At 38.1% G+C, this 14,288-nt stretch carries 10 protein-coding genes and 4 tRNA genes; all 14 read left to right on the top strand.

Going from position 1 to position 14,288, the window contains the following annotated elements; all coding sequences use genetic code 11:
* Positions 1–31 precede the first annotated feature (31 nt).
* Positions 32–116, top strand: a tRNA-Tyr gene (locus M0Q20_RS01935).
* A 14-nt stretch (positions 117–130) separates the two neighbouring features.
* A tRNA-Gly gene (locus M0Q20_RS01930) sits at positions 131–207 on the top strand.
* Between the two features lie 167 nt (positions 208–374).
* Positions 375–449, top strand: a tRNA-Thr gene (locus tag M0Q20_RS01925).
* Between the two features lie 90 nt (positions 450–539).
* Positions 540–1,739, top strand: a complete 1,200-nt coding sequence (tuf, locus tag M0Q20_RS01920; RefSeq protein ID WP_295058328.1) for an elongation factor Tu — start codon at positions 540–542, stop codon at positions 1,737–1,739.
* Positions 1,740–1,784: 45 nt separating this feature from the next.
* Positions 1,785–1,937, top strand: a complete 153-nt coding sequence (gene rpmG / locus M0Q20_RS01915) for a 50S ribosomal protein L33 (RefSeq protein ID WP_295058327.1) — start codon at positions 1,785–1,787, stop codon at positions 1,935–1,937.
* Between the two features lie 50 nt (positions 1,938–1,987).
* Positions 1,988–2,063, top strand: a tRNA-Trp gene (locus tag M0Q20_RS01910).
* Positions 2,064–2,125: 62 nt separating this feature from the next.
* The gene (gene secE / locus M0Q20_RS01905; RefSeq protein WP_295058324.1) at positions 2,126–2,305 is read left to right on the top strand and encodes a preprotein translocase subunit SecE; all 180 of its coding nucleotides are present in this window, start codon (positions 2,126–2,128) and stop codon (positions 2,303–2,305) included.
* A gap of 9 nt (positions 2,306–2,314) precedes the next feature.
* Positions 2,315–2,857, top strand: coding sequence for a transcription termination/antitermination protein NusG (gene nusG / locus M0Q20_RS01900; protein ID WP_295058321.1), 543 nt, complete (start codon positions 2,315–2,317; stop codon positions 2,855–2,857).
* A gap of 19 nt (positions 2,858–2,876) precedes the next feature.
* A complete protein-coding gene (gene rplK / locus M0Q20_RS01895; protein ID WP_295058318.1) occupies positions 2,877–3,302 on the top strand; it encodes a 50S ribosomal protein L11 in 426 nt (141 codons plus the stop codon).
* A gap of 65 nt (positions 3,303–3,367) precedes the next feature.
* Positions 3,368–4,060 (top strand): 50S ribosomal protein L1, encoded by a 693-nt coding sequence (gene rplA / locus M0Q20_RS01890; RefSeq protein ID WP_295058315.1) that lies wholly within the window; start codon positions 3,368–3,370, stop codon positions 4,058–4,060.
* A gap of 153 nt (positions 4,061–4,213) precedes the next feature.
* Positions 4,214–4,702, top strand: a complete 489-nt coding sequence (gene rplJ, locus M0Q20_RS01885) for a 50S ribosomal protein L10 (RefSeq protein WP_295058314.1) — start codon at positions 4,214–4,216, stop codon at positions 4,700–4,702.
* A gap of 200 nt (positions 4,703–4,902) precedes the next feature.
* A complete protein-coding gene (rplL, locus tag M0Q20_RS01880) occupies positions 4,903–5,274 on the top strand; it encodes a 50S ribosomal protein L7/L12 (RefSeq protein ID WP_295058311.1) in 372 nt (123 codons plus the stop codon).
* 199 nt (positions 5,275–5,473) lie between these two features.
* Entirely contained in the window at positions 5,474–9,619 is a 4,146-nt protein-coding gene (gene rpoB, locus M0Q20_RS01875; protein ID WP_295058308.1) for a DNA-directed RNA polymerase subunit beta, read from the top strand.
* A complete protein-coding gene (gene rpoC, locus M0Q20_RS01870) occupies positions 9,612–14,123 on the top strand; it encodes a DNA-directed RNA polymerase subunit beta' (protein ID WP_295058306.1) in 4,512 nt (1,503 codons plus the stop codon). The genes rpoB and rpoC overlap by 8 nt, the downstream gene beginning before the upstream one ends.
* Positions 14,124–14,288 lie beyond the last annotated feature (165 nt).

The raw sequence follows: 14,288 nt of genomic DNA, 5'->3' as shown, positions 1-14,288 counted from the left end.
TATTAGAAACAGTGTTAGACCGGATAAATCTGGTGAGATAGTCAAGTGGCCAACGACGGTGGACTGTAAATCCGCTCCCTATGGGTTCAGAGGTTCGACTCCTCTTCTCACCACCATTTCAATGGCACATGCGGGCGTAGCTCAGTTGGCTAGAGCGTCAGCCTTCCAAGCTGAGGGTCGAGGGTTCGAGTCCCTTCACCCGCTCCATTGAGACATTCTGGAAGCTGAAGTACAATTTCAACTTACTTCACAATTATACTTTTTACATATTTATAACTATGTAAACATTTATATTGCTTTCTACACACAAAATACTAATATTTATGATATTTAAAAAAATTATGCAATTATTGCTTTGTGGAATTTCCACTATTGCTCGCGTGGCTCAGGGGTAGAGCACTTCCTTGGTAAGGAAGAGGCCGGCGGTTCAAATCCGCTCGTGAGCTCCATAATACTATATATAGTTAAAGTTTAAGCAATAATTGAATAATTTTTGGATATAATTCCATCTCTATTCACAAATTAAGTCGGAGGACACTATGGCAAAAGAAAAGTTTGAGCGTAATAAACCGCACGTAAACATTGGTACTATCGGTCACGTCGATCATGGTAAAACAACATTGACAGCAGCTATCACAGCAGTATTAGCAGTAACTAACGGTGCAAAATTGATGGATTACGATGCTATCGATAATGCTCCTGAAGAGCGTGAGCGTGGTATCACGATTGCAACTTCACATGTAGAGTATGAGACAGATTCTCGTCACTATGCGCATGTTGACTGTCCAGGTCACGCCGATTATGTTAAAAACATGATTACGGGTGCTGCACAAATGGATGGCGCTATTTTAGTTGTTTCTGCAGCTGATGGTCCAATGCCGCAAACTCGTGAGCACATTCTACTTTCTAAGCAAGTTGGTGTTCCATATATCGTTGTTTTCATGAACAAAGAAGACATGGTTGATGATGAAGAGCTATTAGAGTTAGTTGAAATGGAAATCCGTGAGTTACTTGATACTTATGATTTTCCAGGTGATGACACTCCAATCGTAGCAGGTTCTGCTCTTAAAGCTCTAGAAGAAGCAAAATCAGGTACTCTTGGTGAGTGGTCTGAAAAAATCAAAAAACTTATGGCTGAAGTTGATGCTTATATCCCAGAGCCAACTCGTGAAACAGATAAAGATTTCTTAATGCCTGTAGAAGATGTTTTCTCAATTTCAGGTCGTGGTACTGTTGTAACAGGACGTATTGAGCGTGGTACTATTAAAGTTGGGGAAGAGGTAGAAATCGTAGGTATCCGTGATACTCAAAAGACTACTGTAACCGGCGTTGAGATGTTCCGTAAAGAGATGGAACAAGGCGAAGCAGGCGATAACTGTGGTCTTCTTGTTCGTGGTATCGGTAAAGATGATGTTGAGCGTGGTCAAGTACTTTGTAAGCCGGGGTCAATTACTCCTCACACAAAGTTTACTGCTGAGATCTACGTACTAAGCAAAGATGAGGGTGGACGTCACACTCCATTTTTCAGCAACTATCGCCCACAATTCTACGTTCGTACAACGGATGTAACAGGTGCAATTACACTACCGGAAGGTACTGAAATGGTTATGCCTGGTGATAATGTTGAAATTACTGTTGAACTAATTCATCCAATCGCTATGGAAAAAGGTACTAAGTTCGCTATCCGTGAGGGTGGACGTACTGTTGGTGCCGGTGTTGTAGCTGAGATTCTTGCATAATTCGGATATTTCCGAATTTGCAAAATCCCTTAAAAGGTTAATAGCATGAGAGAAGCAATACATTTAGGATGTGAGAAGTGTACACGTCGTAACTATCACACTACTAAAAATAAGAAAACACATACTGAGAAATTCTCTGTAAAGAAGTTTTGTAAGTTTTGTCGTGAGCATACTGTTCATAAAGAGATGAAACTATAGTTACAATTCAAGCTAAAGTCTTCTGACTTAGCTTTTTTTGTTTTATATGCAGGCGTATAGCTCCAATGGTAGAGCACTGGATTCCAAATCCAGGTGTTGGGAGTTCGAGTCTCTCTACGCCTGCCACATTAATTATCTATAAAGCTTTAGGGCTTTATCTGTAATTAATGACAACTGGAGAAGTTTAAATGAATCTAAGTACACATATAAGAAATGCCAAAGCAGAGCTTAGCAAAGTTATTTTTCCTACAAAAGGTCAAGTTAAACAAGCTTATATATCAGTTGTTATAGTTGTTGCTGTTATAGCTGCTTTTTTAGCACTAGTTGATTTAATGATGTCATCAGTTATGTCAGCAATCTTAGGATAAGGAGTGGCAGTGGAGGAGAAAACAAGTAATCATCAGTGGTACTCTATTCAAACATACGGAAGTGAGAGAGCGGTTCGTTTAGCAATCTTGAATATAATTGAAGAGATGGGACTGCAGGATAAGATAACAGATGTTATCGTCCCGACTGAAGATGTCATAGAAGTTAAAGATGGTAAGAAAAAGATATCTGAGCGTTCGCTTTACTCAGGGTATGTTTTTGCAAGGATAGATTTAAATACCGAGATACAGCATTTAATTCAAACTATTCCAAAAGTCTCTGGATTTATCGGTGAAGCGAATACGCCAACACCGTTAAGTGAACATGATATCAACGTAATACTTGATCGTATTCAAAATCGTGCCGCACCTAAACCAAAAGTATTTTTTGATAGCGGTGAGATGGTACGAATTATTGATGGACCGTTTGCGAACTTTACGGCAACTGTAGATGAGTATGATTTAGAGCATGGAACTCTAAAGCTTAATGTTTCAATTTTTGGTAGAGCAACTCCGGTTGATATCTCTTACACACAAGTTGAAAAAATAATTTAAATCATAAAAAGGAAATAAAATGGCAAAAAAAGTAGCGGGCTATATTAAGTTACAAATTGAAGCTGGTAAAGCAACACCTGCGCCACCGGTAGGACCGGCTTTAGGACAACGTGGTGTTAACATCATGGAGTTTACCAAAGCATTTAATGAAAAAACAAAAGATAAAATGGGATTTAAAGTCCCTGTTATCATTACTGTTTATACCGATAAAAGTTTTACTTTTATCACTAAACAACCACCTGTATCGGCACTTCTAATGAATGCTGCAGGAGTTAAAAAGGGCTCTGACAACCCACTGAAAAATAAAGTTGCAAAGATTACTCGTGCGCAACTAGCAGAAGTTGTAAATAGAAAAATTGAAGATTTAAATACTGATGACAAAGAGATGGCAGCTAATATTGTTGCAGGTTCAGCTCGTTCAATAGGTATAGAAGTAGTAGATTAATCAAAAATATCATCGACCACAGTGATATAAAATTTTGTGGCAGAATTTCATAGGAGAATTTGATAATGAGTAAAAGATATAAACAATTAATAGAGAAAATTGATACTACGAAAAGATATAGTGTCGAGGAGGCTTCAACAGTTGTAAAAAGCCTAGTTAGCGCAAAGTTTGATGAGACTGTCGAGGTTGCACTAAACCTGAATGTAGACCCAAGACATGCTGATCAGATGGTTCGTGGTGCAATAGTCCTTCCTCATGGTACCGGTAAAACAGTTCGTGTTGCAGTTTTTGCAAAAGGCGTTAAAGCTGATGAAGCTAAAGCAGCCGGAGCAGATATAGTCGGTACTGATGATTTAGTACAACAAATTAAAGATGGAGTTTTTAACTTTGATGTAGTTGTTGCTGCACCTGACTGTATGGGACTAGTTGGTCAAATCGGTCGTATTCTTGGACCAAAAGGGATGATGCCTAACCCTAAAACAGGTACTGTAACTCCAGATGTTGCAACTGCCGTTAAAAATGTTAAAGGCGGACAAGTTAGCTTTAGAGTTGATAAAAAAGGTAATATCCACGCAGGTATTGGTAAGGCAAGCTTTGATGCAGCTAAAATCGCAGAAAACTTAACCTCATTTTTAAAAGCTATTAATAAGCATAAGCCTGCATCTGCAAAAGGTCGTTATATTACAAACGCTGCTCTAAGTTTAACAATGAGTCCGGCTATAAAACTTGATGTAATGCAACTAGCTGATATAAAATAAGCGAGTAGTTTTTAGTGCTTTATTCGTAAAGCACTCTTAAGTTACTGCTTTGGTAACTGCATTTTATGGACTGAAGATATAGGAGCGATAGCTTAATTTATCAAATTATATTTGGTAATCCTGTTGAAGTATTGTCTGGAAAGGAGATATTCTATGACAAAAACACAAAAAGCTGAAATTATTGAAGTACTTTCAAATGAGTTCAAAGAGGCTCAAAGTGTAATTTTTTGTGACTATAAGGGATTAGGCGTTTCTAAGCTTGAAGGCTTAAGAAATGCTGCCCGTGCAAAAGAGGCAAAAGTTCAAGTTGTTAAAAATACTTTAGCAACGATTGCATTAAGTAATGCTGAGCTTACAGGTGTTGAGTTAAAAGACACTAATATTTTAGTATGGGGTAACGACTCTGTTGCTACTTCTAAAGTAGTTTCTGAGTTTGCTAAAGATAATGATAAATTCATAATCAAGTCTGCTTATATTGATCGCGCGGTTGCAGATAGTGCTAAAGTTGAAGCATTTGCTAAACTTCCTGGGCGTGAAGAGCTACTTGGCATGCTTGCAGCTACTTGGATGGCTCCACTTACATGTATTGGGTTTGGTCTTAACGCACTTAGAGAGAAAAAAGAGCAAGAAGAAGCTGCTTAATTAAAGCAATTAGCTTTAAAAGTAAATGTTGTTGTCTGAGTTATCAGAACAATATAGGGGAAATAAATCGCACTAGTGCGATGAGCTTCCTGCACGAGGGAAACTTAGCGTTAGCGTAGCTCAAGGAATTACTTCCTTGAGTGTACAAATAGATGTTAAGGTTCCCTAAATTTATAAAATAAATTTAAGGAAATAGCAAAATGGCTGTAACTAAAGAAGACGTATTAGAGTTTATCTCAGGACTTTCTGTATTAGAACTTGCTGAGTTAGTAAAAGAGTTTGAAGAAAAATTCGGTGTATCTGCACAACCTGTTGCTGTAGCAGGTGGAGCTGTAGCTGGTGGAGCTGCTGCTGAAGAGCAAACAGAATTTAATGTTATTATTACTGATGCAGGTGATAAGAAAATCAACGTAATTAAAGTTGTTCGTGCTCTTACAGGTCTAGGATTAAAAGAGGCTAAAGAAGCAAGTGAAAACGTACCTTCAACAATCAAAGAGGGTGTTGATAAAGAAGCAGCAATGGAAGCTAAAAAGCAACTAGAAGAAGCTGGCGCAAAAGTAGAAGTTAAGTAATTACTACTATGAGGAGAGAGAAATAATTTACTTACCCTCTCTCCTCAACTTTTGGGCGCTTTTACGAATGGATTTTTATCTCTTCGTAAAAGTGCCCTTATGTCGTTAATAAGCACTATACAAATCATCTAGGGACGCCTAGATACGATACCTTAATCTTTAATGATTAAGTCTCAAAAACAACTCATCGAGGTAGCCAATGTTAAACACTTTATATTCCGGAAACCGTCTTCGTGTAGACTTCTCTAAAACTCCTCAACAGATAGAAGTACCAAACTTACTGCAACTACAGCAGAGTTCATACGGCAAATTCTTAATGCTTGATGAAAAAGATCGCTCTCAAAGCGGTGTAGAGACAGTATTTCAATCAGTTTTTCCAATTCATGACACTCAAAACAGATTAACAGTTGAGTATATCGGCAGTGAAGTAGGTAAGCCGAAATACACAGTCAGAGAGTGTATGGAGCGTGGTCTTACATATGCTGTAAGCTTAAGAATGAAAACTCGTCTTATTCTTTGGGATAGAGATGAAAATACAAAAGAGAAATTAGGGGTTAAAGATATTAAAGAGCAGAGTATTTTTGTTCGTGATATCCCATTAATGACCGATAGAACATCATTTATAATAAATGGTGTAGAGAGAGTAGTGGTAAATCAACTTCACCGCTCACCCGGCGTTATCTTCAAAGAAGAGGAGTCAACTACAGCGGGTAATAAATTAATATATACCGGTCAAATTATTCCAGACCGCGGCTCATGGCTCTATTTTGAGTATGATCCAAAAGATATTCTTTATATGAGAATTAATAAGCGTCGTAAAGTACCTGTTACAATAATGTTCAGAGCACTTGGGTACTCTAAGCAAGATATATTAAAACTATTTTACCCAATTCAAAATATAAGCATTATTGACAATAAATATTTAATGCCTTTTAATCCAAGTGATTACTCTGCGAGATTGACTTATGATTTAATAGATAAAAACGGAAACACTCTTTTGGCTTCAGGTAAAAGATTATCAGCTAAAAAATCTCAAAAATTTATTGAGGATGGACTTAAAGAGGTTGAGTATCCGCTTGAAATACTGCTTGATCGCTATTTAGCAAAAGCAATTGTTGATCCTGAAACAGGAGAAGTGCTATTTGATGCTATGACTCGCATTGATGAGAATAAGCTTAAGAAAATGAGTGAAGTCGGCGTGAAGAGCTTTAGTATCGCAAATGATTTAGCCGATGGCGTAGATGGTTCAATAATAAATGCATTTAATGCAGATGCAGATTCTCTTAAACTACTAAAACAGACTGAAGATATTGAAGATGAAAATGATCTATCGGCTATTCGTATCTATAAAGTTATGAGACCCGGTGAGCCGGTAACAAAAGAGGCTGCAAAAATATTTGTAAATCAGCTATTCTTTGATCCTGAGAGATATGACTTAACAAAAGTCGGTCGTATGAAGATGAATCATAAACTAGGGCTTAATATTCCTGAATATGTAACCGTATTAACAAAAGAAGATATTATTGAGTCTGTAAAATATGTAATTAAAGTTAAAAACGGTCAAGGTCATATTGATGATAGAGATCACCTAGGAAATCGTCGTATTCGCTCAATTGGCGAACTTTTAGGCAATGAGCTACATAACGGCCTAATTAAGATGCAAAAAGCGATTCGTGACAAACTTTCAACAATGAGTGGACCTATGAATGAACTTATGCCTCATGATTTGATTAACTCAAAAATGATTACATCTACAATTATGGAGTTCTTCTCAGGAGGGCAACTTTCACAGTTTATGGATCAAACAAATCCACTCTCAGAGATAACGCATAAGCGTCGTCTCTCAGCCCTTGGAGAAGGTGGTCTTGTAAAAGAGCGTGCAGGGTTTGAAGTGCGTGACGTTCACCCTACGCATTACGGTAGAATCTGTCCTATTGAGACTCCCGAGGGTCAAAATATCGGTCTTATAAATACTCTTGCAACTTACTCAAAAGTTAATGAGCACGGCTTTATTGGAGCTCCATATAAAAAGATGAAAGATGGAAAAATCCTCGATGAAGTGGTCTATCTTACAGCAACACAAGAAGAGGGCAGAAAGATTGCGGCTGCATCAAATAAACTTGACGCAGATGGTCAATTTATAGATAAGCTAGTCGTAACAAGAATGGATGGCGAGATACTTTACCGTCCGGTAGCCGAGTGTGAATATGCTGACCTCTCTTCTCATATGGTTGTAGGCGTTGCAGCCTCTTTAATTCCATTTTTAGAGCATGATGATGCAAACCGCGCACTTATGGGTTCAAACATGCAGCGTCAAGCGGTACCGCTTATAAAGTGTGAAGCACCATTAGTCGGAACTGGAGTTGAAAAACTTGTTGCACGTGACTCATGGGAGTGTGTTAAGGCTAAGCGCTCAGGTATTGTAGAAAAAGTTGATGGAAAACATATATACATAATGGGTGATGAAGATGGTGAGATTTATATAGATTACTATCCATTGCAAAAAAATCTTCGTACAAATCAAAACACTGCATTTGCACAAAAACCAATCGTAAAAATTGGGCAAAGAGTAGAGAAGAATCAGATAATAGCAGATGGTCCAAACATGGATCAAGGAGAGCTTGCTCTTGGTGTTAATGCTATGGTTGCTTTTATGCCTTGGCATGGTTATAACTTTGAGGATGCTATTGTAATCTCAGAGAGATTAATCCGTAAAGATGCATTCACATCAGTTCATATTTATGAAAAAGAGGTTGAAGCAAGAGAGTTAAAGCATGGCGTTGAAGAGATTACTCGCGATATTCCAAATGTAAGAGATGATGAGCTTGCTCACTTGGATGATAGCGGTATAGTAAAAATCGGTACAAATGTAACCGGAGGCATGATGCTTGTAGGTAAAGTTTCTCCAAAAGGGGAGGTTAAGCCTACTCCTGAAGAGAGACTACTTCGTGCAATTTTTGGTGAAAAAGCGGGTCATGTAATCAACAAATCGCTCTACTGTCCTCCAAGTATGGAAGGTGTCGTTGTTGATGTGAAAATCTTTACAAAAAAAGGGTACGACAAAGATGCACGCGCGTTAGAGCTTGAGAAAGAGGAGCGTGACTACCTAGAGCGTGAGCACTATGACAGGCTGCTCATGATAGACAAAGAGGAGATGCTTCGTGTCACTAAGCTTTTAACAAAAGAGCCTCTTTTAGCAGATATTAAAATTGGAACTACTAATTATAAAGCCGGCGACACTATAGATGGAAAAGACCTTCTTGAGGTGAACCGTTTTGCTATGAATGCCATTATAAAATCTTTTAGTGAAGAGATACAAGCAGAGTACAATAAAACAAAAAACTACTTCCAAAAAGAGAAGAGACTCTTCCGTGATGAGCATGAAGAGAAATTAAACATCTTAGAAAAAGATGATATCTTGCCAAACGGTGTCGTAAAGCAAGTGAAAATTTATATAGCAACAAAACGTCAGCTAAAAGTCGGTGATAAGATGGCAGGACGACATGGAAATAAAGGTATCGTCTCTACTATTGTTCCTGAGGTAGATATGCCGTATATGGAAGATGGAAGAGGAGTAGATGTTTGTCTAAATCCGCTAGGTGTTCCTTCCCGTATGAATATCGGACAGATTTTAGAGATGCACTTAGGAATGGCAGGTCGTGAATTAGGACATCAAATCACAAAAGAGTTCGAGTCTAAACAAAAAGATTTTATCCAAAATCTTCGTACCAAAATGATTGAAATTTCTGATGTCGCATCTATGATGAATGCAAAAGAAGTTCTTGGCAAGATGAGTGATGAAGAGCTGCTTCATCACGCACGTGATTGGTCAAAAGGTGTTAGATTTGCATCTCCGATTTTTGAGGGCGTAAATGCAGAAGAGTTTGAGAAGATTTTCAAGCTTGCTAAAATGGAGACAGACGGTAAAACCGTACTTTATGATGGTTTTACAGGGGAGAAGATAAAAGAGCGCGTAAACGTAGGATATATGTATATACTTAAGCTTCATCACTTAGTTGATGAGAAGATTCATGCTCGTTCAACCGGTCCATACTCACTTGTTACACAACAGCCTGTTGGCGGTAAAGCACTATTTGGTGGACAAAGATTTGGAGAGATGGAAGTTTGGGCACTTGAAGCATATGGTGCTAGTGCCGTGCTTAAAGAGATGCTAACAATCAAATCTGATGATGTTGATGGACGTGTCCGCGCTTACAAAGCGATTACAAAAGGTGAGCTAGTTCCGGAATCAGGTATTCCGGAGACTCTATTTGTATTGACAAAAGAGTTACAAGCATTAGCTCTTGATGTAGAAATATTTGACGAGGTTGAAGATAATGAGTAAATTAGTACCTATTGAAGTGACTGAAGAAAAAAGACCGACTGATATAAAGCAGATACAGTTTCGCTTAGCAGCTCCTGATAAGATTTTATCATGGAGTCACGGTGAAGTTAAAAAACCCGAAACTATTAACTATCGTACACTAAAACCAGAGCGTGACGGTCTATTTTGTGCGAAAATTTTTGGACCCGTAAGAGATTATGAGTGTCTATGTGGTAAATATAAAAAGATGCGCTACAAAGGTGTTGTATGTGAGAAGTGTGGAGTCGAAGTAACAAGCACTAAAGTTCGCCGTGTTCGCATGGGACATATAGAACTTGTAACTCCTGTTGCGCACATCTGGTATGTAAGCTCCCTACCTTCACGTATTGGTACTTTACTTGGCATCAAGATGAAAGATTTAGAGCGCGTACTCTATTATGAAGCATATATAGTCGAGAGTGGCGGTGAAGCATATTATGATGCAGAAGCAAAAACACCGGTTTTAAAGTATGATGTTTTAAATGAGGAGCAGTATCGTACACTTCAACAAAGATTTGGCGAATTAGGCTTTAAGGCTCGTATGGGCGGTGAAGTTGTTCGTGATTTGCTTGAAGATATCGATTTAGTTGATGCATTTACTCAGCTTAAAGAGGATATTGAGCTTACAAAAAGTGAAGCAAAAACAAAAACTATTGCTAAAAGATTAAAAGTTATTGAATCGTTCTTAAATTCAGGAAACAATCCTGCTTGGATGATGCTGACGGTTCTTCCTGTTCTTCCACCGGATTTAAGACCTCTTGTATCATTAGACGGCGGTAAGTTCGCAGTCTCTGACGTAAATGACCTTTATCGCCGTGTTATTAACCGTAACCAAAGACTTAAGCGTCTTGTTGAGCTTGAAGCACCTGAAATTATTGTTAGAAATGAGAAGCGTATGCTTCAAGAGTCCGTTGATGCTCTATTTGATAACGGTCGTCGTGCAAATGCAGTTAAAGGTGCAAATAAACGCCCACTTAAATCTTTAAGTGAGATTATTAAAGGTAAGCAGGGTCGTTTTAGACAAAATTTACTCGGTAAGCGTGTTGACTTCTCCGGACGTTCTGTAATTGTTGTCGGTCCAAATTTAAGAATGGATGAGTGTGGATTGCCTAAGAAAATGGCACTAGAGCTATTTAAGCCTCATTTAATTGCAAAACTTGAAGATAAGGGTTATGCAACAACTGTTAAAGCTGCTAAGAAGATGATTGAGGAGAAGACGAATGAAGTTTGGGAGTGTTTAGCTGAGATAGTTGACGGGTATCCTGTTCTTCTTAACCGTGCACCGACACTTCATAAGCTCTCTATTCAGGCATTTCATCCTAAGCTAATTGATGGCAAGGCTATTCAGCTTCATCCGTTAGTTTGTGCTGCATTTAACGCCGATTTTGACGGTGACCAGATGGCTGTGCATGTTCCGCTAGGCTCGGCTGCTATTGCAGAAGCAAAAGTATTAATGATGGCATCTATGAATATTCTTCTGCCTGCATCAGGAAAAGCGATTGCTACGCCTTCACAAGATATGGTTCTTGGTATTTACTATATTAGTTTAGAGAAAAACGGTGTGAAGGGTTCAAATAAACTTTTTGCAAATGTCGATGAAGTAAGAATTGCTATAGAGCATAACGCACTAGATATTCATGCAAAGGTTAGAACAAGAGATGAAGGTAGAATAATTCATACAACGGCAGGTCGTATGTTAATTAAAGCAATTTTACCTGATTTTGTTCCATCAGAACTCTGGAACAGAGTTATGAAGAAAAAAGCTATAAATGAACTTGTTGATTATGTTCAAAAACATGGCGGTATAGGCATTACAGCTGGTTTCTTAGATAGACTTAAAGATTTAGGCTTTAAACATGCAACAGAGTCGGGAATATCTATATCAATAGATGATATTAAAATCCCTGCAGGAAAAGCAGCTAAGATTGCCGATTCAAAAAACAGAGCATTTGAGATTCAAAAGCAGTTTGAAGCAGGTCTTTTAACTGAGCAAGAGAGATACAATAAAATTATTGACGTTTGGACAGATACAAACAACACTCTTGCAACTCAGATGATGGAGCTTGTTCAAACTGATAAAAATGGCTTTAACTCTATTCATATGATGGCGGATTCGGGTGCTCGTGGTTCAGCGGCTCAGATTCGTCAGCTTGCAGGTATGAGAGGATTGATGGCTAAGCCAAGCGGTGAAATTATTGAGACTCCGATTATCTCCAACTTTAAAGAGGGTCTTAACGTAATTGAGTACTTTATTTCAACTCACGGTGCTAGAAAAGGCCTTGCCGATACTGCACTTAAAACAGCAAATGCGGGTTATCTAACACGTAAGCTTGTTGATGTTGCTCAAAATGTTAAAATTGTAGAGCATGATTGTTATACTCATGAGGGCATAGAGATATCTGATATTAGTGATCAAAACACTCTAATAGAGTCTCTTGAAGATAGATTAAACGGTAGAGTTTTAGCTGATGATGTAATTGACCCTATTTCAAATGAGATTTTATATGCTGAAGGCACTTTAATTGATGAAGTATCTGCTAAAGTAATCTCTGAAGCCGGCATTAAAACTGCACACATTAGAACACCGACAACTTGTAAAAGTGAAAACGGTATTTGTGCATTATGCTACGGTGTAAACCTAGCAACAGGATATATAGTCCGCAAGGGTGAGGCTGTTGGTATTATTGCAGCACAATCAATCGGTGAGCCTGGTACTCAGCTGACTCTTAGAACATTCCACGTTGGTGGAACAGCATCTTCAACTGCTCAAGAGAGACAAGTTATTGCTGAGAAAGAGGGTTTTATACGTTACTATAATCTTAAAACATATCTCTCAAAAGAGAATAAAAACATAGTTGCAAATCGTAGAAATGCGGCAGTACTTTTGGTTGAACCGAAAATTAAAGCTCCTTTTGCAGGTAAAGTTAAGATTCAAACCGTTCATGACGAAGTAATTATAAGCGTATCGTCAAAAACAGATACGGTTCGCTATGTACTTCGTAAAAATGAGATTGCTAAGCCAAATGAACTAGCAGGAGTCGGCGGTCAAATAGAGGGTAAATACTACTTTCCGTATGAGAGTGGATCTGAGGTAAAAGAGCTTGAGTCAATCGTTGAGACAATCAAAGACGGGTGGAATGTTCCAAGTCGTATTCCATATGCATCTGAAATTTTAGTTGCAAATGGAGCACCTGTAACTCAAAAGATTTTTGCAAAAGAGGATGGTGTTGTTAAATACTTCTTGCTAAAAGGCGACTATCTAGAGAGATTTGAAGGTCTTAAGGCAGGGTATGAGGTAGTTGAAAAAGGTCTTTTTGCAACCGTAGTTGATAGTAACAATCGTGAAGCGGTAAGACACTATATTGCACGTGGGTCCGTGATTGTTGTTGAGGATGATGCTGTTGTAGATCCTAAGTCCGTCATTGCTAAGCCAAAGAGTGATGAGTCAACTATTATTGCAGAGTGGGATCCATACTCTAATCCGATTATATCAGAGACAAACGGTGTTGTGCATTTTGAAGATATTATAAGCGGCACAACTGCTACAGAGCAGTATGACGAACTAACGGGCAAAACACGTTTAATGATAAGCGATCATGTATCTACTGAGTATAAACCGACAATTGTTCTTGCATGTGAAGATGGAGAGGTTATAAGATATCAACTTCAACCAAAAACATCTATATATGTACAAAATGGAGCGAGTGTTAAAGTAGCGGATATTATTGCAAAAGTACCAAAAGCACTTCAAAAATCAAGCGATATCACTGGGGGTCTTCCTCGTGTAAGTGAACTTTTTGAGGGTCGTCGTCCAAAAGCAACAGCTCTTATATCTGAGATAGACGGAATAGTGAGTTTTGGTAAACCTCTTCGTGGAAAAGTTAGGATTATTGTTTCATCGGAAAACGGCATAATAAAAGAGTATTTTGTTGATAAATCTCACTCTGCTGTTGTTAATGTCGGCGACTTTGTACATGCGGGAGAGAGATTGACAACAGGTATTATATCTTCACATGAGCTATTACGTATCATGGGTGTAAAAGCACTTTATAACTACTTAGTAAGTGAAGTACAGCAAGTTTATCGTTCACAAGGTGTAAATATTGCCGATAAGCATATTGAAGTAATCTTTACGCAGATGCTAAGACAGATAAAAATTGTAAAATCGGGCGATACGAAGTTTATAGAGGGAGACTTAATCTCTAAAACTAAGTTTGCCGAGGAGAATGAAAAGATTGTCAAACTTGGCGGTCGTCCTGCAATTGCAGAGCCTTTCTTGGTGGGTATTACAAGAGCGGCAGTTTCAGCGGATAGTATCATATCGGCTGCATCGTTCCAAGATACTACTAAAGTATTAACAGAAGCAGCTGTAAGTGCTAAAATTGATGACTTAAATGATCTAAAAGAAAATGTCATCATAGGTCGCACAATCCCTGTTGGAACCGGTATGTACAAAGATCAGCAGATTGTTTTTGAGTATAACTAAAATCTGATTTTTCTAAGTTTGAGATGACTAACCTCTAGTCATCTTGAACTTGATTCTAAATAAATTCTAGCAACTATCTTTCTCACATAAAATTTATATATTAATTAATACTTAAAATAAGCTAACTTTTATTAAATTTTCACTACAATCACGCGTCTATAACTC

This window comes from Sulfurimonas sp., from assembly GCF_023229025.1.
Taxonomy (GTDB): Bacteria; Campylobacterota; Campylobacteria; order Campylobacterales; family Sulfurimonadaceae; genus Sulfurimonas.
This window is presented reverse-complemented; position numbering and strand designations above follow the sequence as displayed.